This is a genomic window from Leptotrichia wadei (assembly GCF_007990445.1).
GTDB lineage: Bacteria > Fusobacteriota > Fusobacteriia > Fusobacteriales > Leptotrichiaceae > Leptotrichia > Leptotrichia wadei_A.
Genome location: NZ_AP019841.1, coordinates 2,265,494 through 2,290,207, shown reverse-complemented (window position 1 = coordinate 2,290,207; position 24,714 = coordinate 2,265,494). Strand labels below are relative to the sequence as shown.

General features: G+C 32.4%; 16 protein-coding genes, 1 tRNA gene and 2 rRNA genes. 18 read left to right on the top strand and 1 reads right to left on the bottom strand.

The window, feature by feature from the left end:
• Positions 1-2 precede the first annotated feature (2 nt).
• From FVE74_RS10790 to FVE74_RS10770, 5 genes are all read left to right on the top strand, one after another.
• Positions 3-2,903: ribosomal RNA gene (locus FVE74_RS10790) — 23S ribosomal RNA — on the top strand.
• Positions 2,904-2,962: 59 nt separating this feature from the next.
• Positions 2,963-3,075, top strand: a 5S ribosomal RNA gene (rrf, locus tag FVE74_RS10785).
• 16 nt (positions 3,076-3,091) lie between these two features.
• Positions 3,092-3,168: transfer RNA gene (locus FVE74_RS10780), tRNA-Asn, on the top strand.
• 849 nt (positions 3,169-4,017) lie between these two features.
• On the top strand, positions 4,018-4,911 hold the full coding sequence (locus FVE74_RS10775; RefSeq protein WP_147004505.1) for a tetratricopeptide repeat protein: 894 nt from the start codon (positions 4,018-4,020) through the stop codon (positions 4,909-4,911).
• Positions 4,912-4,928: 17 nt separating this feature from the next.
• Positions 4,929-5,252 carry a Signal recognition particle associated protein gene (locus FVE74_RS10770; RefSeq protein ID WP_010129954.1) on the top strand — a complete coding sequence of 108 codons (324 nt, stop codon included), beginning with the start codon at positions 4,929-4,931 and terminating at the stop codon, positions 5,250-5,252.
• A gap of 145 nt (positions 5,253-5,397) precedes the next feature.
• Here the strand turns inward: FVE74_RS10770 and FVE74_RS10765 are convergent, their stop codons facing one another.
• Positions 5,398-6,495 (bottom strand): RNA-guided endonuclease TnpB family protein, encoded by a 1,098-nt coding sequence (locus FVE74_RS10765; RefSeq protein ID WP_147004504.1) that lies wholly within the window; start codon positions 6,493-6,495, stop codon positions 5,398-5,400.
• A gap of 633 nt (positions 6,496-7,128) precedes the next feature.
• Between FVE74_RS10765 and FVE74_RS10760 the strand changes: the two genes are divergently transcribed.
• From FVE74_RS10760 to ftsZ, 13 genes are all read left to right on the top strand, one after another.
• Positions 7,129-8,550: a 6-phospho-beta-glucosidase gene (locus FVE74_RS10760; protein WP_147004503.1), complete on the top strand. Its 1,422-nt coding sequence runs from the start codon at positions 7,129-7,131 to the stop codon at positions 8,548-8,550.
• Positions 8,551-8,953: 403 nt separating this feature from the next.
• A complete protein-coding gene (locus FVE74_RS10755) occupies positions 8,954-9,961 on the top strand; it encodes an FUSC family protein (RefSeq protein WP_147004502.1) in 1,008 nt (335 codons plus the stop codon).
• A gap of 422 nt (positions 9,962-10,383) precedes the next feature.
• Positions 10,384-12,087, top strand: coding sequence for an ABC-ATPase domain-containing protein (locus tag FVE74_RS10750; protein ID WP_147004501.1), 1,704 nt, complete (start codon positions 10,384-10,386; stop codon positions 12,085-12,087).
• 45 nt (positions 12,088-12,132) lie between these two features.
• Positions 12,133-13,404, top strand: a complete 1,272-nt coding sequence (locus FVE74_RS10745; protein ID WP_147004500.1) for a prolyl oligopeptidase family serine peptidase — start codon at positions 12,133-12,135, stop codon at positions 13,402-13,404.
• A 307-nt stretch (positions 13,405-13,711) separates the two neighbouring features.
• Positions 13,712-15,124: a UDP-N-acetylmuramoyl-tripeptide--D-alanyl-D-alanine ligase gene (locus tag FVE74_RS10740; RefSeq protein ID WP_147004499.1), complete on the top strand. Its 1,413-nt coding sequence runs from the start codon at positions 13,712-13,714 to the stop codon at positions 15,122-15,124.
• 62 nt (positions 15,125-15,186) lie between these two features.
• Entirely contained in the window at positions 15,187-16,275 is a 1,089-nt protein-coding gene (gene mraY, locus FVE74_RS10735) for a phospho-N-acetylmuramoyl-pentapeptide-transferase (protein WP_147004498.1), read from the top strand.
• 193 nt (positions 16,276-16,468) lie between these two features.
• Complete coding sequence (gene murD / locus FVE74_RS10730) at positions 16,469-17,848, top strand: UDP-N-acetylmuramoyl-L-alanine--D-glutamate ligase (RefSeq protein ID WP_147004497.1); 1,380 nt, start codon at positions 16,469-16,471, stop codon at positions 17,846-17,848.
• A 36-nt stretch (positions 17,849-17,884) separates the two neighbouring features.
• Positions 17,885-19,024 carry an FtsW/RodA/SpoVE family cell cycle protein gene (locus tag FVE74_RS10725; RefSeq protein ID WP_147004496.1) on the top strand — a complete coding sequence of 380 codons (1,140 nt, stop codon included), beginning with the start codon at positions 17,885-17,887 and terminating at the stop codon, positions 19,022-19,024.
• Between the two features lie 32 nt (positions 19,025-19,056).
• Positions 19,057-20,106: an undecaprenyldiphospho-muramoylpentapeptide beta-N-acetylglucosaminyltransferase gene (murG, locus tag FVE74_RS10720; protein ID WP_147004495.1), complete on the top strand. Its 1,050-nt coding sequence runs from the start codon at positions 19,057-19,059 to the stop codon at positions 20,104-20,106.
• A gap of 55 nt (positions 20,107-20,161) precedes the next feature.
• Positions 20,162-21,517, top strand: a complete 1,356-nt coding sequence (murC, locus tag FVE74_RS10715) for a UDP-N-acetylmuramate--L-alanine ligase (RefSeq protein ID WP_147004494.1) — start codon at positions 20,162-20,164, stop codon at positions 21,515-21,517.
• Between the two features lie 47 nt (positions 21,518-21,564).
• Entirely contained in the window at positions 21,565-22,455 is an 891-nt protein-coding gene (gene murB, locus FVE74_RS10710) for a UDP-N-acetylmuramate dehydrogenase (RefSeq protein ID WP_147004493.1), read from the top strand.
• 165 nt (positions 22,456-22,620) lie between these two features.
• Positions 22,621-23,289, top strand: a complete 669-nt coding sequence (locus FVE74_RS10705) for a cell division protein FtsQ/DivIB (RefSeq protein WP_147004492.1) — start codon at positions 22,621-22,623, stop codon at positions 23,287-23,289.
• A 74-nt stretch (positions 23,290-23,363) separates the two neighbouring features.
• Positions 23,364-24,479, top strand: a complete 1,116-nt coding sequence (gene ftsZ / locus FVE74_RS10700; protein WP_147004491.1) for a cell division protein FtsZ — start codon at positions 23,364-23,366, stop codon at positions 24,477-24,479.
• Positions 24,480-24,714 lie beyond the last annotated feature (235 nt).

Sequence of the window (24,714 nt, the reverse complement as noted above, 5' to 3'; positions counted from 1 at the left end):
GATATAAAGCTAATAAGGGCACACGGAGGATGCCTAGGCAGCAACAGCCGACGAAGGACGTGATAAGCTGCGATAAGCCGGGAGAAGATGCACATAATCATTGATCCCCGGATTTCCGAATGGTAAACCTGCATGCCTGGAGGGCATGCGTGAAAACGGCAAGCCTGCGAACTGAAACATCTAAGTAGCAGGAGGAAAAGAAAGTAAAACGATTCCCCAAGTAGCGGCGAGCGAACAGGGAAAAGCCTAAACCGTGCCAGTGTCAAGCGGACAGCGTTGCTGGCACGGGGTTGCGGGACTTCCATTAACGGATTGTCATAATGTTTAATCTGCATATGTGTAAGTGGAACCAGTTGGGAAGCTGGACCGAAGAAGGTGAAAGTCCTGTAGAACATAAAGCATATGTGGAGACTGGAAGCACCCGAGTAGCGTCAGGCACGAGGAATCTGGCGTGAATCAGCGTGGACCAAATCACGTAAGGCTAAATACTGTTGTTGACCGATAGTGAAGAGTACCGTGAGGGAAAGGTGAAAAGAACCCTGAGCAAGGGAGTGAAACAGAATTTGAAACCGTGTGCTTACAAACGGTAGGAGCACATTATGTGTGACTGCGTGGATTTTGGTTAATCATCCTGCGAGTTATGGCTGGTGGCAAGGTTAATAGACGGAGCCGAAGGGAAACCAAGTCTTAATAGGGCGTCAAGTCGCCAGTCATAGACGCGAAACCTAGTGATCTAGGCCTGTCCAGGCTGAAGCTGAGGTAAGACTCAGTGGAGGGCCGAACTCACCGCCGTTGAAAAGTTGGGAGATGAGACAGGTCTAGGGGTGAAAAGCCAATCGAACTAGGAGATAGCTCGTTCTCTCCGAAATGCATTTAGGTGCAGCCTTGAACTGAGATATGTGGGGGTAGAGCTCTGTATGATCTAGGGGGCGTACTGCTTACCGAAATCAAGCAAACTGCGAATACCATATATTATGTTCAGGAGTGAGTCCGTGGATGACAAGGTCCTCGGACGAGAGGGGAACAGCCCAGACCGCCAGCTAAGGTCCCTAATTATGTCTAAGTGGGAAAGGAGGTGGACATTCATAGACAACCAGGAGGTTGGCTTAGAAGCAGCCATGCCTTGAAAGAGTGCGTAATAGCTCACTGGTCGAGAGTGCCTGCGCCGAAGATGTAACGGGGCTAAGACATAAACCGAAGCTGCGGAAGATACACCGTATCTTGGTAGGAGAGCGTTCTGTAGGCCGTCGAAGGGATGCCGCAAGGCCGTCCTGGAGGTATCAGAAGCGAGAATGCAGGAATGAGTAGCGAGAAGGCGGGCGAGAATCCCGCCGGCCGGAAGTCCAAGGTTTCCAGGGGAAGGCTTGTCCGCCCTGGGGAAGTCGGGACCTAAGCATAAGCAAAATTGTGATGGCGAATGGAAAACAGGTTAATATTCCTGTACCGCTGTTATCGCTTGAGAGACGGAGTGACGCAGGAAGGTATGCGAGAAGGCTGACGGTTTAGCCTTTCTAAGGGCTCAGCGTGGGCGTGCAGGTAAATCCGCACGCCTAAACGTGAGACCTGACGGGGAAGTGCATTTGCATAAGTCGCAGATCCTACACTGCCAAGAAAAACTTCTATCGATGAGAAGCAGCGCCCGTACTGTAAACCGACACAGGTGGACAGAGTGAGAAACTTAAGGCCGACAGGATAACTCTAGCTAAGGAACTCTGCAAAATAGCCCCGTAACTTCGGGAGAAGGGGTGCCTGACATACCTGAAGGAGAGAAGCGCTCCCAGGGGAAACAGGCCGCAGTGAAGAGTCTCAAGCAACTGTTTACCAAAAACACAGGTCTATGCTAAGCTGAAAGGCGACGTATATGGGCTGACACCTGCCCAGTGCCGGAAGGTTAAGAGGAGGAGTGAGAGCTCCGATTTGAAGCCCCGGTGAACGGCGGCCGTAACTATAACGGTCCTAAGGTAGCGAAATTCCTTGTCGGGTAAGTTCCGACCTGCACGAATGGTGAAATGATTTGAGAGCTGTCTTGGCTGGAGACCTGGTGAAGTTGTAATGCCGGTGAAGATACCGGCTACCTGCAGTAGGACGGAAAGACCCCGTGGAGCTTTACTGTAGCTTGGCATTGGGTTCTGGCAATGTGTGTATAGGATAGTTGGGAGACTGTGATGTGATGGCGTCAGCCATTGCTGAGTCGCTGTTGGAATACCAACCATATGCTGTCGGAATTCTAATCTGGCAACGGAGACAGTGCTAGGTGGGCAGTTTGACTGGGGCGGTCGCCTCCCAAAGAGTAACGGAGGCGTTCAAAGGTTCCCTCAGGCTGGATGGAAATCAGCCTAAGAGTGCAAACGCATAAGGGAGCTTGACTGCAAGACTGACGGGTCGAGCAGGTACGAAAGTAGGAGTTAGTGATCCGGCGGTTCCGCATGGAAGGACCGTCGCTCAACGGATAAAAGCTACCCCGGGGATAACAGGCTGATACTTCCCAAGAGTCCATATCGACGGAAGTGTTTGGCACCTCGATGTCGGCTCGTCTCATCCTGGGGCTGGAGAAGGTCCCAAGGGTTGGGCTGTTCGCCCATTAAAGAGGCACGCGAGCTGGGTTCAGAACGTCGTGAGACAGTTCGGTCCCTATCCACTGCAGGCGCCTGAATATTGAAAAGATCTGACCTTAGTACGAGAGGACCGGGTTGGACAGACCTCTGATGTATCAGTTGTCACGCCAGTGGCATGGCTGAGTAGTCACGTCTGGTACGGATAACCGCTGAAAGCATCTAAGCGGGAAGCCGGCTTTGAGATGAATATTCGTAGTATCCATAGAGAACATATGGTCGATAGGCTAGGGGTGTAAGTGCAGCAATGCATTTAGCTGACTAGTACTAATATTACGTCTGCTTTTAAGATAATCTTTTGCTGCTGCTATTTATTTCTCATTGTCTTAATGGACAGTATATATATCTAGTTTGGTGATGATAACGACAGGGATACACCCGGAAACATTTCGAACCCGGCAGTTAAGTCTGTTAGTGCCTAAAATACTTGGATTCGTCCTGGGAAGATAGGTAGTTGCCAAACTTTTTTAAATATGTGTGTCTCCGTAGCTCAGCCGGTTAGAGCATCTGACTGTTAATCAGAGGGTCGTTGGTTCGAGTCCAACCGGGGACGCCATTTTTTTATTTGCAGAATTGAATTTATTTTTGTCATGTCGTATTCTCCTTAGCGGAGTTTTTTTTATCTATTATTATATTTTTTTGTGTATTTTTTTGATTGAAGATAAAATAAAATATTTTTTTTATTATACTCGAATCCATTTAAAATTAATACTAAACCCCATTTGAATAACGAATATTTTATAAATCTTTTTAGCAGATTAAACCTGATATTTATTTTCAAATAATTAAAATAAATATTCGCTTTTTAAACGGAGAATAGTATAAACTATAGATCTAGGTTTTAAGCAAATAGTCATAATCATAGTTTTTGAGTTCGGTTTTAAGATAGTTTTACTATATATTTAAATTTATGAAATTAATTATTATATTTTATAGAAAGTTAAATTATTTAAAAATATAATTTTTTTAATCATTCTCCAAAATTTTTACTCTTTCCTAAAGGAAAAAAATTAGATTTATTTAAAAAATTATGATATTATAAATAATATTGATATGGTGAGGTTAATACTATTTTTTATTTAGATAGTTAATTTGTTATAAATTTTTTACAAAAGATTGAAAGAAAAATAAATAGAATGTAATTTTTGGCTTTTAAATGGGGATGAATATAATAGTTAAATAAAAAAAGTGGTTAATATTGAATTGTTGATAAGTTATTTCAAAAAAATGGAGTTGTCGAGAACATTTGTTAAAGGGATTTGAATATATAGTAAAATTGTCTTAAAACTGAACTTAAAAACTGTGACTATTTTAGTTAACTCTTAAATTCATATAATTTTTAGCAGTTTAATTTAAAATAAATTTGAATATAAAATAAAAAAATTTAAAAAGAGGGAAATTATAAATGACTGGGAAAGAAAAGGAAGTAAAAGAAAATAGGATTCAGGAATTGCTTGTGAAAAGGGAAGAGTATTTGAATAGCGGGGAAATTGAGAAAGAAATTGAGGTTTTGAGGGAATTGAGGGTATTGTTTAGAAGAATTTTTGGGCAGGAGAGTGAAGAAAATGCGAAAATTTTGACGGAATTGGGGAATGCGTTGAAATATGTGGGGAAATTTGATGAGTCGGTAAGATTATTGACGAAGGCGGAAAATATTATTTTGGAGATTTATGGTGAAAACAGTCTTCCGTATGTGACTTGTAATGCTAATCTTGCTGAGGTTTACAGAGTTATGAAGAATTATGAAAAAGTTGAGGAAAAATATCATAAGGCGATAAAAATTTATAAAAAGAATAATTTTCAAAATGGATATATATTTGCTGGAATTTGTAATAATTTGGGGCTTTTTTATGAGGAAAATGGTCGGTATCAGGATTCGGTGAAATGGCAAAAAAAAAGTTTGATAATATTGCAGGATCTGGAAGATAGTGAAATTCAGGGAGCAATTATATTGAGCAATATGGTAAAGCCTTATTTGAAACTTGATGAAAAAAAAATGGCAGAAAATATAGTAGATGAAGTGTTGAAAATATTAAAGAGACGAGTTGGAGAAGGCAGTAATCTCTATTTAAATATTTTGAATAATTTTATAAATGCTTATTTTGAAAATAAAAGTTATAAAAAGACGTTGGAATTGCTAGAAAAATGTGAAAAAATTTCTAAGGATGTTTTTGGAATTGAAAATGAAAATTATAAAGCAATTTTAGAAAAAATAAAAATTGTGAAAAATAAAATTGATAAAAATAAAATGGAAAAGTATGTATGGAAAAAACAAATTGTAAAAAAAGTAAAAAAATAAAGGGAGTTTGAAAATATATGGATAAATTAGATGATTTTTTAAAATATTCTGTATTATTTTCCTATTATAGCGAACTTTTTCCAAAGAAAAAGAGAGAATATTTAGAACTTTATCTGGAGGAAAACAGTTCTCTTTCAGAAATTGCAGAACAATGTGGAGTTACAAGACAAGCAGTTTTTGACAATATAAAAAAAGGAGTTCAGAAACTGGATGAATATGAAAATAAACTTGGAATATTTAAAAAGGAAAAGGAACTGAAGAGAAAATTGGAATATTTGAAAAAAAATTTTACTATGGGGAATCTGGAAAAAATAATAGAAGATTTTGATTATGCAGAATAAAGATATACTACAGATTTTAAAGTTAGAAGTATTAGTGAACTACTCCCGCTTTTAGAAGCGGGAGCTTCTTGGGAAGTATCTGCTTTTGCTAGCCAAATATATTTACCAAGCTCTTCGGGCAGTTCCTACCCTGTTTTTTTATTTCCTAATATTTCAACATTTCTTTTCCAATATCTTTTATATTCAGTGCCGCATTATAATCCCTATCAATCTCAATTCCACAGCACTCACATTTATAACTTCTTTCTGATAATTTCAGTTTCTCTTTAACGTTTCCACATCTACTACAAGTTTTCGATGACGGAAACCACTTATCTATCTTCAAAAATTGTTTCCCTAAAAACATCAGTTTATACTCAACCATCCTCAAAAACATTCCCCACCCATTATCTCCTATACTTTTCCCAAAATTTAATGCCTGGCTCATCCCTTTCATATTCAAATCCTCAACAACCACGGCATTGTATTCTTCAGACAATTTTTTCGATAATTTATGCAAAAAATCCTTTCGGCAATTTTTGATATACTCATGCAATCTTGATATTTTCATTTTTTGTTTATACCAATTTTTAGAAAATTTCACTTTTCTTGATAACGATTTCTGTAATTTCTTCAATTTTTTCTCCAACATCCTAAAATATCTTGGATAATCAGCCCTTTGGTTTTCAGAACTGACAAATAATTCAGACATCGAAAAATCAAGTCCAATCACTTTATCATTACTTGACATTTTTTGAATTTCTTTTTCAAATTCTGTCAAAACAGAAACATAGTAATTTCCATTGCTATTTGTCAATGTTACTGACTTTATCTTGTAATCCTTCGGTATTTCTCTATGATATTTTAATTTAACTTTTTTCAATTTTGGCAAAACCAAATATTTGTTTTCCTCAATTCGTATTGAATTATTCACACAATTTGTCGTGTAACTTTTAATACTATTCTTTTTAGATTTGAACTTTGGAAACTTCGCTCTCTTTTGAAAAAAATTCGTAAACGATCGTTTTACATTCAATTGAGCATTTGAAAGTGCTAGACTGTCTACTTCTTTTAGAAATTGATTTTCACTTTTCAAACTGGCAGGTGTGATTATTTTATTTTTTCCAGTTTCTCCATAAAATTTATTCGCAGCATACAAAATCGTATTGTAAACAAAACGAACACATCCAAAAGTCTTATTTATCAACAATTCTTGTTCCTTATTTGGATAAATCCTGTATTTGAATGCTAAATTATATTTCATAAAATTACACCTCCTTTTGATTTTTAATATATTTTTTAATTATTTCTCTTCGATATTTTATACAAAAATTGTATCATGGATGTATCCTTTTTTCAATTTTTTTTACAAAAAAAGCAATTCATTTCCCACTTGTAGAAGTTGGAGACTTCTTGCTATCTTTTTGTTAAAATTTTTTCTTTATGGAAATCCTTAATTTATGAAGTAAAATAAATAAATTGATAAAAATTTTTGATATTAATTTGAGTCTTTTAAAAAATCAGTTTTTTAGATTTTTCAAGTTTTTTGTGATTGTTCTGTTTTACGAATATAATAAATTTTAGGAAATAAATTTGTAAAAAATAGATAAATATAAAAACTAAATTTCTATTGACAAATGAAAAAGTTAGGGTATAATTACTATGTAAAGAATATGTGAAATTATAAACTTGTAAATTTTAGATTATTGCTATTTGGATTAGACAAAACTGAAATGGCGGGGAATGGCTCTTAATGAATATTTTCCCCTTTTAGTTTTGTTTTTTTGTTTATTTTATAGTTTTTATTTTAAGATTAATTATATACTGGAGATATTTCTAATTTTGCTTTTGATTTTAAATAACTAAAAATATGAAAATTATTAAGGAGGAAATAGAGATGGGATTTAGAAAAGACTTTTTGTGGGGTGGAGCTACTGCTGCAAATCAGCTTGAAGGTGCTTATGATGTGGATGGAAGAGGACTTGCCAATGTGGATTTGTCACCAGTTGGGGAAGATAGGCTTGCTGTGATTACTGGGAAGCGAAAAATGCTGGAATTTGATGATGAACATTTTTATCCTGCTAAAGGAGCGATTGATTTTTATCATAGATATAAGGAAGATATTGCATTGTTTGCTGAGATGGGATTTAAGACTTATAGAATGTCGATTGCGTGGACTCGGATTTTTCCGAATGGAGATGAAGAAACTCCGAATGAAAAAGGTCTTGAATTTTATGAAAATGTATTTAAGGAATGTAGAAAATATGGGATTGAACCATTAGTTACAATAACTCACTTTGATTTTCCAATTCATTTAATCAAGGAATACGGTGGATGGAGAAACAGAAAAGTTATTGATTTTTACAAGAGATTGTGTACTGTAATTTTCACTAGATATAAAGGACTTGTAAAATACTGGCTTACATTTAATGAAATTAATATTTTGTTGCACGCACCGTTTATGGGAGCTGGAATTGTATTTGAAGAAGGGGAAAATAAAAATCAAGTTTTATACACAGCGGCACACAATGAATTGGTGGCAAGTGCTTGGGCTACAAAAATTGGGCATGAAATTGATCCTGAAAATAAAATTGGATGTATGCTTGCGGCTGGAAAATTTTATCCATTAACTTCTAAGCCTGAAGATGTCTGGGTTGCGCTTGAAAAAGACAGGGAAAACTATTTCTTTATTGATGTTCAGGCTCGTGGATATTATCCTGATTATGCTAAGAAATTTTTTGAAAGAGAAAATATAAATGTTGGAATTACAAGTGAAGATGAAGAAATTTTAAGGGAAAATACAGTTGATTTTGTAAGTTTTTCATATTATACAACTCGTTGTATTTCTGCCGAAGCTGATAAGCTTGGAGAAGGAAACTTGTTAAAAACAATGAGAAATCCGTACATTGAAGTGACAGATTGGGGATGGGGATTAGATCCGTTAGGATTTAGAACAACAATAAATGAAATTTATGACAGATACCAAAAGCCGCTGTTTGTTGTGGAAAATGGACTTGGAGCTGTTGATGTTCCAGATGAAAATGGGTATGTGGAAGATGACTACAGAATAGATTATTTAAGAGATCATATAAAGGCAATGAAGGAAGCAGTTGAACTGGATGGAGTGGAACTTCTAGGATATACAACTTGGGGACCTATCGACTTGGTAAGTGCGGGAACTGGAGAAATGAAAAAACGTTACGGATTTATCTATGTAGATAGAGATAACGATGGAAATGGAACGTTAAAGAGAAGCAAGAAAAAATCATTTGACTGGTATAAAAAAGTTATTGCAAGCAATGGAGAAGATTTGGATTAGTGTTCAAAATTAAAATTTTTACAAGTAATTTAGATATAAAAGTTAAGTAATAATAAAAATATTTATTTACAAATGTATAAAAAATTACAAGTATGAAAAATGTTTTGTAAAAAGATAAAAAAATGCTTCGATCTTAATTGATTGGGGTATATTTTTTTATTCAATTAAAGAAAATGATTTGGGAAATAAAAGAAAAGCGTGATAAAATGAGAGTAGAAATAGAAAAAAGATAGAAAGTTCAGGAAGGGAGAGCAGATGACAGAAAAAGAAAAAATGATAGCAGGAATGATTTATGATGCTAAGTAAAGTTGTAAAAAAAATAACAGATTAAAAAAATAAGAAATTTTATTATTTGTAAATTTTTAAAAATTATAATTATTTAAAAAGGGAGGTAAGTAAAATTGTGATTGAAAATTTAAAATTAAAAAAAGTAAATGCTCCAAAAGATTTACCATTATTAGCAAGTTTATCAATGGCAGTACCGATATTAATTGGATTATTGTCAAATAATTTAAAATTAGGAATGACAGCTTCATTAGCAGCAATTTTAGTTGTATATTTTCCGTTAAAAGGTTCGTTTTCTGAAAAAATCTTAATGCTAATGGGGTGTTCATTTGGATTCATATCAGTTTATACGATTGGATTAGTTTTTAGCTTTAACACGGTAGTTTCAGTTATAGTATTTGGAATAACAGCAGGAATTATTCACTGGATGGTTTCACATTTTAAATTAAAACCTCCAAAAGATTTCTTTTTTGTAATGATATGCTCAAATGCTATTTCAATTCCACATCAACCGATTCAAAAAATTGCAGAAAATATAGGTTATATGACTTTTGGAACATTGTCAACATGTTTAGTAGTATTTTTGTATTGTTTCATAGTGAAAAAAAAATTAAATCTAGAAAAAACATTGAATATTCCTCATACTCCGCAAGAAATAAGAAAAAGTATTATTGAAGCAATCATATTTGGAATATTTTTGAGTATAGCTTTAGGAGTGGGATATTTTTTAAATTTGACAAATCCGTATTGGGTAGCAGTAGCTTGTATCGCCGTAATGCAAGGAAATTCAACTCAACATGTTTTTAAAAGAAGTGTTCAAAGAATAGTTGGGACTTTAATAGGAGTTGTTTTTTGCTGGGGAATACTTTTATTTGCAAAAAATCCATGGGAAATATGTATGCTAATAATAATCCTCCAATTTATTGTCGAATATTTAGTTCCAAGAAATTATGGAATAGCAATGATTTTTATAACACCACTTACAATTTTTTTGTCAGAAGCAGGTACATTATTTACAAAAAGTCCTTTTTTATTTGCCGAAGGGAGACTTTTTAACACGATAATAGGTTCTTTAATAGGGATTATAGGTGGATATGTCGTATATCATGAAAAATTTAGAGAATAATTTAATTTTTTCTAAAAAATATCTTAAAATAATTAATTCTATAAATTTGGATATAATAAAAAATACTCTAATCTTAATTGATAGGAGTATTTTTTTGTTATAATACTGTGAGATTTTACCGCCTCACAATTTAAAATATGAAAGGAAGACACCAAATTATGATTAACAGGGACTTTCTAGTATTTATTATTCTAGTTGTAATTTTAACTTTCTGGTTTAATAGAGCTAAATAGAAGCTGTTAATTCCTCCTTGAATATTTCAGCCTCACAAGTTAGTGCTGTTTTTTTATATAAGGGAAAAAATTGGGAAATAAAGATAAATGTGGTAAAATTATGATAGAAATAAATATTTGTAAATAATGGACTTTTCAATAAATTGGTATAAATAATAATAAAAAAATTATTAGGAGGATTGTAAAAAAATGAAAAATTATAAAGAGTTAGAAAAAATATTATTTTCAATGGATGGAAAAAGTTATTCAGCGTATAAGTCCCTAAAGGGAGAATATAAATTTCTAAAGTATGTTCTTGCAATTGACCATGTCCAATCAGATCCTTACGCTCCACCTTCAAGAATGCGAATTATAATGGATAGAAAAATTTCAGGAATTCCTTATGAATTAACAGATACAAAGGAGAAAAATATTGCAGTTTCAGATTTTCTTACAAGAAATTTTTACAAGGAAATTCAGAAAAATGGAAATGATAGTTCAGGAACAGGAGGAAGTGGAAGAATTTTTATTGATAGATGTGGACAAGAAATTTTAGAAAGAACATCAGTTTTGATAAAGGAAAATAAAATAGAAGTTAGATTTGAAATGGGAATGCCAGCAAGAGGTAGACGAATAATGGGAAAAGCTGCACAAAAAATTATTTTTGAACAGTTACCTAAAATTGTTGAGAAATCTATTATATATGATAATTTGAACAAAGAAGCCTTAAAAGAGCAAATAATTTTAGTATTAGACCAAGAATATATACGAAAAGTATTGAAAGAAAAAGAATTAGTCGCATTTGTAGCTAACGATTCAATACTTCCACGTGAAAACGGAATTTCAGATAAACCAATGAAAAATGCGGTCAAATTCAAAAGTCCAGAAAAATTTGAAATTACGTTAAATCTTCCAAGTGGAAAAGAAGTATCTGGAATGGGGATTCCAAAAGGAATTACACTAATTGTAGGGGGAGGTTATCACGGAAAATCAACTTTACTAGCATCTCTTGAACGAGGAATTTACAATCACGTTGCTCAAGATGGACGTGAATTCATAATTTCTGAAACAGATGCAGTAAAAATACGTGCAGAAGATGGAAGAAATGTAGAAAAAGTAAATATCAGTGGATTTATCAACAATTTGCCAGGAAATAAAGACACCAGAATTTTTTCAACTGAAAATGCAAGTGGAAGCACTTCACAAGCAGCAAATGTAGCCGAAGCCCTAGAATATGGAACATCTTTACTTTTAATAGATGAAGACACCTCTGCCACAAATTTCATGATTCGTGATGGAAGAATGCAAAAACTTGTTGCAAAGGAAAAAGAGCCTATAACACCATTTATTGACAGAGTAAAAGAACTTTATGATAATTTTGGAGTTTCCACTATACTAATTATCGGTGGTTCTGGAGATTATTTTGATGTAGCAAATCATGTTATAATGATGGATGAGTATGTACCAAAAGATGTAACGAAAAAGGCAAAGGAGATTGCAAAATCAGATGAAAATAAGCGAGAATTTTCTTCAAATGATAAATTTCAAGGAATTACACAGCGAATTCCACTCAAAAAAAGTTTTTCGCAATCTGGAAAACTAGATAAAACAAAAGCCAAAGGGAAATACAGCATTCTATATGGAAAGGAATTAATCGACATTTCTGGGCTGGAGCAGCTTGTGGATGACAGCCAGACAAACTGCATTGCTGTAATGGTTGACTATTTTAAAAATAAAGTGCTGGATGAAAAACTCACGCTTTCGCAAGCGGCTGACAGGATCTATGAAAAAATTGAAAAGGAAGGGCTTGACTCGATTTCTTTATACACAGGGCATCCAGGAAATTTGGCATTGCCTAGAAAGCAGGAATTTTGTGCGGCAGTGAATAGATATAGAAAATTGAAAATAAAATAGTAATTAAATTTGAAATAAAAAAATATTGTAAAAGAAGTGGTTGGTATGAAAACTAAAGTATTGGTGTTTGTAGGTTTGTTTTTGGTGAGTGTGTTGGGAATTTCTAGTGAATTACCCTTTCCAACTATTCCAATTATTTCGTATTCGTTAAATGCGAAAGTATTTGATTATGGGCAGAATATTGTTTCCATTGAGATTGATACAAAAGGGCAAGGGAAAAATATTCAAAATAAACAAATTGATAAAGATACATTTAAAGTTTTTGCTAAAGGAACTTTGCCAAAAGATGCTGGAATTGTGCTAGATGATAAGACTAAATCATTGGGGACATTTGAAGTTGAGAGGGAAATTGAGAATATTTATGTGAATGACAAGGGAAATATTGTTATTAATTTGAAATATGGAAAAGATGTGGTTGGAGCAAATACTTTGAGTTATGTTACAGGGGATGTTTCTCGAAATGTATTGATGGATTTAGAGTATGGAGTGGATCAAAAAAAGAAAATAAAGGATTATAAAACAGGATTTCATATACAAGGGAAAATTGTTGATGAGGAAGCTGATAAGTTTGTAGCGGCGAAGTCTAAAAGTGGAGTGAATTATCAATATTTTAAACCTGTTAATAAAGATGATGGGAAGAAACATCCGCTTATAATCTGGTTTCATGGGAATGGTGAAGGCGGATACAAGGATTATCGGAATAATGTTTCACAAAAATTGGCAAATCGTGGGGCAGTGGCTTTTGCAGAAGATAAAGCACAAAAGATATTTGGCGGGGCTTATGTTGTGGCACCGCAGGCTGATGACACTTGGTATAACAATTATAGTAAAGGATACATAAAATCAGTAAAGGCTATGATTGATGAATTTGCTTCTGAAAATAATGTTGATAAAAATAGAATTTATATTTTTGGAGCTTCTGCTGGTGGATATATGTCATTTAGAATGATAATCGAGTATCCAGATTATTTTGCGGCATTTAGTACAAGTGCGGCTGCTCTTGATAAAGCGGCTATTTCTGGCGGAGTTGCAACTACTGCACAGGATTTGATGAAAATAAGAAATAAACCGCTTTGGATGGTTCACGCACAAAATGATCCGACTATTTCCTACGAAAATACAAGTAAAAGAGTTTATGACGTTCTTTCAAAATATGGAGCAATACTTTCCTCTTATCCAAATGTAAAAATTGGTGAAACTGAGTACAATGGACACTGGAGCTGGATTTACAGCCTTAGAAATATGCCTGTGAATGATAAAGGTGAGCATTTATTTGAATGGATGGCAAGACAGAATTTGAAAACTAGATATTATTAGTTTAAAATGAAAACAGAAAAAAGGCTTGCTTATAATAGTAAATTTTAAGTTTAGTTTTTTTTGTTCATATATTCTAATCCATTTAAAATTGAACTGTTAAAAATCATATAAACTTAAGATTTGAAAAAAATAATTATAGTTTTTGCCAGCTTAGTTTTAAATCAGGTAGAACATAAGGTAAATTCTTTTAGAAAAATTTGGAAAAAAAATAAAAATATATTGAAAAAATGCTTTCTAAATGATATAATTTTATAATGTGAACTATTATAAAAAAAGTATTAAAATAGATAGGATTTGGAGAAATTTTATGAATAAAAGTGAAGTATTTCAAAGGCTTTTTAACAAAGAAAAAACATTAGATCTTGAAATAAAAAATGTTTCAATCAATTCAAGGGAGCTTGAAAAAAATGATGTTTTTGTTGCCATTAGAGGCGGGAATAATTTTGTTAATGAAGCATTGGAAAAGGGAGCTGTTGCTGTTTACGATAGCGAAGCTGTGAAAATTGATGAAAAATATGCTGATCGTGCATTTTTTGTAAAGGATAGTGTTGAATTTTTGCAAAATTTTGCTAGGGAATGGCGAAAAAATTTAGATATAAAAGTAATTGGAATTACAGGGAGCAATGGGAAAACGACTGTAAAGGACATGATTTACCATTTGCTTTCACAAAAATATAAAGGGAAAAAGACTGAAGGGAATTACAATAATCATATTGGACTGCCCTTCACTTTGTTGCGTGCTGAAAAGGATGATGAGTTTATCATTTTGGAAATGGGAATGAGCGGCTTTGGAGAAATCGATTTGCTGGGGCAAATTGCATTGCCTGATATTAATGTAATTACAAATATTGGGGAGTCGCATCTGGAATTTTTGAAAACGAAGGAAAATGTATTTTTGGCAAAAACGGAAATTATTCCATACATTAAAGACATGCTTGTAATTAATGGCGATGATGAGTATTTAAAAAATGTGAAGGCTGAAAATATTGAAGTTGTAAGGGCTTTAAGTTTGGAAAATAATAAGTTCAAGGAGAAAACATCTGATTTTTATTATGGAGATGTTCATTTTAACGAAAGTGGAACTGAATTTTTTCTGAAATATTTTGGGAAAATTTGTCAAAGTACAGTTGAAAGAAATTATAAGACGAATGTTCTGGGAGAACATAACGTGCTAAATTTAGTTATGGCGATTGCTGTGGCTAAGCAATTCGGGATGGAAGATAAAATAATCGGTGAAGCTGTAAAAAATATTGGCTTGACTGGAATGCGGTTTCAAATAATTGAAAACGGCAACACAACATATATTAATGATGCCTATAATGCAAGTCCAATGTCTATGGAGAAATCACTTGAAACATTTTCCCAAATATATAATGATAGATTAAAAGTTGTAGTTTTGGGGGATATGCTGGAACTAGGGGAAAATGAACTGGAGCTTCATAGCAATCTTTTTAATACAATAAAAAATACAAAATTTGATAAACTTTATTTATTTGGAAATAGAATGAAAAGTTTATTTGAAAAAATAAAAGAAAATGTTGAAAATAAAAATATGGACAATGGGAATTTTGAAATCAATGAAGCCTTGAAAAATGGAGAATTTGAGCATTTTGATGAAAAGGAAAAAATAAAAGAAAAAATAAGACAGATTTCAGCGGAAAAGGTAGTGCTGTTAAAGGCATCACGAGGAATGAAACTGGAAGAAATCATAGAAAAATAAATATTTAAAATTGGAAAGGAGAAGAATTTTTTTATTAAAATAAGAAGATTCTATAAAAGATAATGTTATATTTATTACAAGATTTATTTATAAACAGCTGGGGAGTTTTACGTATTTTTAAATCAATAATGTTAAGAGCCTCTGTAGCATTTATGATAGCATTTTTATTTATGCTGATTTTTGGAAAACCGTTTATTGCTTGGCTGAAAAAGAAAAAATATGGAGATACAGCGAGAGAAGAAGGGCCTAAATCGCATTTTGACAAGTCTGGAACACCTACAATGGGAGGAATTTTAATAATCGGAGCAATTTTATTTGCAACTGCCATTGCTGGAAATTTTAAAAATAAATTTATTGTGTTTTTGTTTATAATTACAATTTTATTTACGACAATAGGATTTTACGATGATTATTTAAAATTAACAAGACATAAGAATGGGCTTTCTGGAAAGAAAAAAATATTGGGACAAATGATAATTACAGCATTGACATTTTGGTTTGTTTATAAATATGGACTTGTTAATAAAACAATTGATTTTTCAATAGTTAATCCAATAATAAAAAATTCTTATTTTTATATAACACCGATTTTATTCTTTGTATTTATAGCTTTTGTAATAATCGGATCTTCAAATGCTGTAAATTTAACAGATGGATTGGATGGACTTGTAAGCGGACCTACAATTGTAGTAAGTATCACACTTTTAATCATAACTTATTTGACTGGAAATGTAAAATATGCAAAATACCTAAATCTTTACTATGTTCCGCAAGCTGCTGAAATAATAGTTTATCTTGCGGCGGTAATTGGAGCATTAATTGGATTTTTATGGTATAATTTTTACCCAGCTCAAGTATTTATGGGAGATACAGGTTCTTTGACATTGGGAGGAATTTTAGGAATTATAGTTATTTTTATAAAGCAGGAATTGTTGCTTCCAATAGCAGGTTTCATATTTATTATGGAAGCATTGTCGGTTATGATTCAAGTCTGGCACTTTAAAACTTTTGGAAAAAGAGTATTTAAAATGGCGCCAATTCATCATCACTTTGAATTATTGGGATTGCCTGAAACGAAAGTTACAATAAGATTCTGGATTGTTTCAATAATGACATGTTTATTGACATTTGTAATTTTGAAATTAAGATAAATAAAGCAGGGGGGGATTTTCCCCTGCAATCTAATTTTAAATTTTGAAAAATTATGTTTTTATTTATTATTTCATGAAAAGTGAAATTGTAAATAAGAATATAATAAATTTATTCTTTAAGTATTTATTTTAGTTGAATATTTAGGGATTTTAAATTTGGAAATATAGAAATGAATAGAGAGGAAGAAATCACATGGATAAAAAAGGGATTGTATTCGGTGCTGGGTTAAGTGGGCTTGGTGCGAAGGAATTACTGGAAAAAAATGGATATGAAGTGTATTTGATAGATGATAAGGTTGCATTGCCGTCAGAGGAAGGGATTAGACTTTTGAATGAAGGAGGAATTGAGTTTGTTGTGAAAAGTCCTGGAATTCCTTGGAAGGCGGAACTTTTGAAGGTTGCAAAGGAAAAGAACGTTAAAGTTATTTCAGAAATAGATTTGGCTTATAAGTATGTGGATAAAAATATAAAAATTATTTCATTTACTGGAACAAATGGAAAAACTACGACATCGACAAAAATGGCAGAACTTTTAAATTTTGCTGGATTTCGTGCCAGACTTGCTGGAAATGCCGGATTTTCATTTGCAAAGCTGGTGGCTGATGAGGAAGAGCTGGATTATGTTGTGCTGGAACTTAGCAGTTATCAATTGGAGAATAATCCGCAAATTCATTCAAATATCGCTGGAATAATAAATTTGACGCCAGATCATCTGACAAGATATAATTCAGTAGAAGATTATTATATTACAAAGTTTGCAATTTTTGATAAGCAGACTGAAGATGACTTTGCATTGATTAATTTAGATGATAAGGTTTTTGATGAATTGTATAAAAGAAGTGAAATAAATGAAAGAGTAAAGGCTCAAAAAGTATATTTGAGTACACAGGCAAAGGGAACAGTTTTTGTTTATGAAAATAATATCCGTGTAATGAAGAATTTAAATAGCCGTATTGATGAAATTCAAAATTTTGAAGAAAAAATTGATGAAGTTTCAGAAATTTTGATGAAAACGGATGAATTGTCGTTAAAAGGGAAACATAATTTGGAAAATATGCTGTTTTTAATAAGTTCGGCAAAAATATTGAATGTGGAAAATGAAAAATTAGTTGAATTTTTGAAAACGACAACTGCATTGGAGCATAGGCTTGAAAACTTCTTTGTAAAAGGAAATACAACGTTTATTAATGATTCTAAAGGAACAAATGTGGAATCGACATTGAAGGCTATTGATTCGTTTAATAATGCAATTATTATGATTTTAGGTGGAGATGATAAGAAAATTGATAATATGCCTTTAATTAAAAGAGTTAAGGAAAAAGTTGATTTTGTTTATTTGATTGGAGATAATGCTCAGATTTTGATTGATGATATGGAAAAAGTTGGATATAAGAATTATAAAAATTTAGAGACAGTTGAAAATGTGCTGAATTATTTAAAGGAAAATGTGGATTTTTCAAAGGATCAGACAGTGCTGTTTTCACCTGCGACTTCTAGTTTTTGCCAATTCAAGAGTTTTGAACATAGGGGAAAAGTATTTAAGGAACTGACAGAAAAAATTATTGGGAAATAGTTTTTCTTTTGGAAAAATGGAATTTAGGAGAAAAAATTGAATAGGAAAAAAATATTAGGGACAGGATTTATAATAGTAATTTTAATACTTTCAGCACTTAGCATCATAACGATGGCAAGCCTTAGTGCTCCAAGGGCACAAAATGAAAATAAAGTAAGCTATTATTATTTAATGCGGCAAATGATATGGTTAATTTTTGGATGGCTAGGCTTTTTGGTTACTGCTAATCTTAATTATAAAAAATACAGGGAAATAACAAAATATTTATATGTTATAGGTGCTTTTTCACTTGTGATGGTCTTAGTGATAGGAACAACTAAAAATGGAGCTAAACGTTGGATTGACCTTGGAATGGGAATGCGTATTCAGCCTTCGGAATTTGTAAAGCTGATATTGATTGTAGTTCTTTCAACACTTGTGTATAATCTTAAAATACGGAATAAGATAAGTAAGCATCCATGGTTGTCAAGTATAGTTATAATGGGAACTACAGGAGTCTATATGTTTCTTATTTTATTTGAAAAATCATTTAGTAATACAGTTCAGATTGCAATAATTGGAATGACTTATTTACTTGTTTCAGAATTAAAATTTTCAATAATTGCACTTTATACGGGACTAGGCGGGATTTTAGGATGGTTTGGAGTAATGAAAGTTGGGTATAGGGCAAGCAGAATTGCGGAGCATACTTCTAAAGAAATTGGATTCCAGACAACGCAGTCGTTAATTGCAATATCTAACGGTAAGATTTTTGGAAAATTTTATGGAAATGGATTCCAGAAATATGGATTTTTGCCAGAAATACATACAGATTATATCTTTTCGGGATATGCTGAAGAAAATGGATTTTTAGGAATATTATTTCTGCTTGGGTTATATGCGGCTTTATTAATTATAATTGGAATTACTTTAAAAAAAGTAAAAGACTTGTATGCAAAATATCTTTTAGCTGGAATTTTTATAATAATTGCAACACAGGTAATTGGAAATGTGGCAGTTACAAGTAAAATAATCCCTTCTACAGGAATCCCGCTTCCAATGATGAGCTACGGTGGAAGTACAATGGTTGCGATGATGTTGATGCTGGGCATTGTCTATAATATAATAAGAACAGTCTATAAGCAGGAAATGGGAAATCAGCTGGATGAGTTAAATGAAATTGACTATATGATGTAATAAATCAAATAAAACGAGAGGAAGAATAAGCGATGGAAAAAGTAGTATTTACTACAGGTGGAACAGGTGGACACATTTATCCTGCCTTATCAATTGCAAAAAAAGTAAGGGAAAAGGGAATAGATACTTTATTTATTGGGACGAAGCATAGAATGGAAAAGGACATTGTGCCAAAGGAAAATTTTAGATTTATAGGACTTGATGTATTGCCGTTAAGAAGTATAAAATCTGTATTTAAAATGATGAAAGCAACAATGGATACGATAAAGCTGCTAAAAAAGGAAAAACCTACAAAAATAATAGCATTTGGAAATTATATAACAATACCAGCATTGGTAGCGGCTAATGTGCTACGAATACCATATTACCTTCAGGAGCAGAATCACACAATGGGTCAAGCAAATAAGTGGTTTTACAAAGGAGCAAAAAAAGTATTTGTCGCTTTTGAAAATACGCTTGAAAGTGTTAAGGAAAAATATAAAGACAAATTTGTTGTGACTGGAAATCCATTGAGGGAAGAATTTTATGGGAAAAATAAAGCTGAAGAAAGAAAAAAACTGAATATAAAGGATGATGAAAAAGTAATTCTTGTAATTGGTGGAAGCTTGGGAGCTAAAAATATAAATGAGGCTATCTTGAAAAAGTGGAAAACACTTTCATCAGATGGAGAAATAAGATTATTTTGGGCAACTGGGAAGGATAATTACGAGGCTTCGACTTACAGAATAAGAGATTTTGGAACAGCGGTAGTTGAGCCGTATTTTGAAAATGTGCCGGAACTGATGGCAGCTTCTGATATTGTAATTTGCCGTGCTGGAGCTTCAACTATTTCTGAGCTTATCCAGCTGGAAAAGCCATCGGTATTGATTCCATACGATTTTGTCGGACAAAAGGAAAATGCAGATGTGCTGGAATATGTAAATGGTGCAAAAATATTTACAAATGAAACTGCAGAAGAGGCGATAGATGAGGCTCTGTCAATAGTGGGACAGGCTTCAATGCTGGAATTTATGAGTGAAAATGTAAGAACCTTGAAAAAGGGAAATTCAGCGGAAATAATAGTAAATGAAATGGGACTTTAAACAGAGAACATAGAAATAAATTATAAAACAGGAAAGAGAAAATTTGGAGGAAATTATGCTAACAAAAGTAAATAACGTGTATTTTAGCGGAATAAATGGAATTGGAATGAGTGGACTTGCAAAAATTTTAGCAGCAGATGGATTTAATGTGGCAGGTTCAGATTTAGAAAGAAAAGCTGTGACAAAAGATATGGAAGATATGGGAATAAAAGTTTACATTGGGCAAGTTGAAGAAAATGTAAAAGATAAGGGAATAGACTTATTTGTATATTCAACAGCAATTAAAGAAACAAATCCGGAATATAAATATATTGTTGACAATAATATAAAAAAAATAAAAAGAGGACAGCTGCTTGCGGAAATAATGAACAGATTTGATGGAATCGCTGTAGCGGGAACTCACGGAAAAACTACTACAAGTTCAATGATGAGCGTGGCACTTTTGGAAAAAGAGCCATTTATCGTAGTTGGAGGAATAATTCCTGAAATTCAAAGTAACAGTAAAATTGGAAATTCAGAATATTTTATTGCTGAAGCTGATGAAAGTGACAATTCATTTTTGTATATAAAACCAAAATATTCTGTTGTAACAAATGTAGAAGCCGATCACTTGGATCATCACGGAACATTTGAAAATATAAAGAAATCATTTGAGCAATTTATTGACAGTACAGAAAGAATTGCAGTTCTTTGTAAAGATACTGTCGGAAAAGTTGGGCTTAATTTGAAGAATAAAAATATAGCATGGTATAGCATAAAGGATGAAACTGCTGATATTTATGCAAAAAATATAAGAGTGGAAAATGGAATAACAAGTTTTGAAGTTGTGAAAAAAGGTGAAGATTTGGGAACATTCAGCTTGAGCATTCCTGGAGAGCACAATGTTGCAAATTCGCTTCCAGTAATTTATTTTGCCCATGAATTTAATTGTAATATGAAAAAAGTAAAGGAAAGAATTTTAAAATTTAAAGGGGCAAAGAGAAGATACCAAGTTATTTATGATAATAATTTAAGAATAATTGATGATTATGCACATCATCCAACGGAAGTAAAAGTTACAATAACTGCGGCACATAAGACTGAAAAGGGAAAAGTAACTGTAATTTTTCAGCCGCACCGATATAGCCGTACAAAATTCTTCTTTGATGACTTTGTAACTTCATTAAAGGAAGCCGATGATTTAATTCTGCTTCCAATATATGCAGCAAGTGAAGACAATACTTATGGAGTATCTTCAGAATTGCTTGCTGAGAAAATCGGAGGAAATGTGAGGGTGCAAACTCAGGAGGAAATTGAAAATATTATAAAAAATGATAGAAATAGCGGAAATACTTACGTATTTATGGGAGCTGGAAGTGTATCAGGAGTAGCTCATGCAATTGCAGATGATTTGAAAAAGATGGAAAAATAAATATAATTAAAAAGTAGAAATCCAAAAAAGGAGAAGTAAAATAGAAAATGGAAATAATAAAAAATGCCAAAATGAAGGAATATTCAAATATGAAAGTTGGCGGAACTGCAAAAGAGCTTATTTTCATAGATGATAAAAATGAATTAAAGGAAATTTTACAAACTAGAAGCAATATTTTCCTTTTGGGAAATGGAACAAATACTCTTATTAACGATGGAAATTTAGATATAAGTTTTTTGTCGTTAAAAAGACTGAAAAATATAACAGTTGAAAAAAAAGTTAGAAATGAAGAAAAAGCTGGAGATGAAAATAAAGAGAATAACTACGATCTTGTAAGGGTAGAAGCTGGACTGGACTTAGATGATCTGATAGAATTTATGGAAAAAAATAATTATTCAGGACTGGAAAATATTACTGGAATTCCAGGATCTGTTGGCGGGCTTGTCAATATGAACGGTGGAGCTTATGGAACAGAGATTTTTGACTGTATTGAGGAAGTTGAAGTTTGTAAAAATGATGGAGAAATTGTAAAAATTAAGACAACAGATTTGAATTTTAAATATAGAACTACTGAAATAAAGGAAAATAAGTGGATTGTAGTTTCTGCTCTTTTTAAATTTGGATTTGGGTTTGACAAGGCTGCTTCAGAGGATAAAAGGGAACAAAGAAAAGTGAAACATCCATTGGATTTGCCAAATTTAGGAAGCACATTTAAAAATCCAGAAGGAAAATTTGCAGCAAGATTAATTTCTGATGCTGATTTGAAGGGATATAGAGTTGGAGATGCGGCAGTTTCCACAAAACATCCAAATTTTGTTACAAATTTAGGTAATGCTACTTTTAATGATGTTATTTCAGTTATTGAACATGTTAAGGAAGTTGTCTTTGAAAAGTTTGGAATAAAATTAGAAACAGAGATTATAATTCTAAAAAGTTAATAAAAATTTAAATTAAAAATTTTAAAATGTGGGTTCTAAAATAAAGAATTATAGTCTTTTAGTTCTGTTTTGGAGCGGTTTTATTAATAAATTTAAATAAATTTATTTAAGATATTGAATAAAATTCAAAAAAAGTGTATAATAATATAAAAAACGGAGTTAAAAATGAAAAAACCGGTTAAAGTATTGATTTTACTGTTTTTATTGGCAGGGATAATGTTTTTGGGTAAAATGTTTATTGAGACTGATTATTTTAAAGTTCAGGAAGTTCTGGTGGAAGGTAAGTCTGATCTGCTTAGACAGGATATAGTAGCTCAGCTTGAACAAATGAAGGGGAAAAATATCGTATATTTAAATACGAATGATATTGAAAATCATATAAAAAGCGATGTGCGAGTAAAAAAAGTATCAGTAAAAAAACTTTTTCCAAGTAAAATTAAAGTTGTTCTGGAGGAAAGAGAGCCATATGTTTATATAAAAAAGGGAAATGAAACACTTTTAGCAGACAAGGATTTAAATATATACGGTGATATTCTGGAAGAACCTGCAAAAAATATTCCTATAATAGATTACACAGATGATGAAAGTCTAAATGCAATGAAGACTATACTTTCAAGAATAAAAAACAAAGACTTTTATGCTATGATTTCAGAAATAAGGCAATCTGAAAAAAATTACGAAATACTTCTTACAAATAATGTAAGAATAATAACAGAAACAACAGTAACAGAAAAAAAATATGAAGAAGCATATAGATTATACGAAAAAATAAGAAAAAAAGGACCAGTAATTTCTATGGATTTGAGATTTATAGATAAAATTATTGTGAAATGATATTTTACGTGAAATTAAGAGAAAGGAGAAGCTACTTTAAAAGTTATTAAGTTAATTTGAGTAGCAAGGAAAAAATGGATAACTTTAGCAATGCAGCGAAACTGAAGGTAGTGGGAGTAGGTGGAGCAGGTGGAAATGCAATAAACGATATGATAGAGAGCAACATAACAACTGTTGATTTTATAGCGATAAATACAGATCAGCAAGATTTAGATAGATCAAAGGCATCTATAAAAGTACTTTTAGGAAAAGGAATGGGAGCCGGTGCAGATCCTGAGAAAGGGAGAATTGCTGCAAAGGAATCAGAAGAAAAAATAAAAGACGTTCTGGAAGGTACAGATATGTTATTCATAACTGCCGGAATGGGTGGTGGAACTGGAACAGGAGCTTCTCCAATTATTGCCGAAGTGGCAAAAGCAATGGGAATTTTAACTGTAGCTATTGTAACTAAGCCTTTTAGTTTTGAAGGGCCGTTAAAGAAAAATAACGCTGCACTTGGAATTGACAATTTAAGAGAAAATGTAGATACTTTAATTGCTATTCCAAATGACAGGCTGTTTGAAATACCTGGAATGAATATCTCTTTAATGAATGCATTTAAAGAGGCAAATGGAGTTTTAAAAATGGGAATAAAAGGTATTTCTGACTTGATTACAAAACAAGGAATTGTAAATTTAGATTTTGCAGATATAAAATCTATTATGCAAAATTCTGGAATTGCAATGCTAGGATTTGGGGAAGCAAATGGTGATGAAAAAGCTAAGAGTGCAACAGCTCAGGCATTAAACAGCCCGCTATTGGAAAAATCTATCGAAGGTGCAAGAAAAATCTTGATAAACGTTACAGCTGGTCCAGATATTGGATTACAGGAAATACAGGAAGTTGCTCAAACAATCTCAGAAAAAGCAGGACATGATAAGGCTAATTTATTATGGGGTTACATTATGGAACCTGAATTGGAAGGTACAATAAGCGTATCATTAGTGGCGACAGATTTTGAAGAAGAATCTTTTTCAAATAATGCAAAATCTTCACAAACAATAAGATTTGCGCCATCGGAAGAAAAAGTTAAAGAAGAAGAAAATAACGAAAAAATTAATTATAAAAATGAAGAAAATGATTATGAAGAAGAAGAAGAAAAAGTGGAAGATCCAGGAGATTTTGTATTACCGCCATTTTTTGAAGAGTAATTAAATTTAAAAGTCTAATATTGTCAAAGTAAAATACAAAATTTTGATGACTTTGTAAAGTAGAATTACTTTAATACATAAGTCAATCTCAATAATAAACTTAAAAGAAAGAATTTCTTGAAATTTTTGTTTTTTAAGAATATATTTTGATATAATATCAAAAGAATTTAAATAAATTTTGAAAATAACTTGATTTTATTAGGCTTTTTTGGTATAATTATAGAACCTGCTCTAT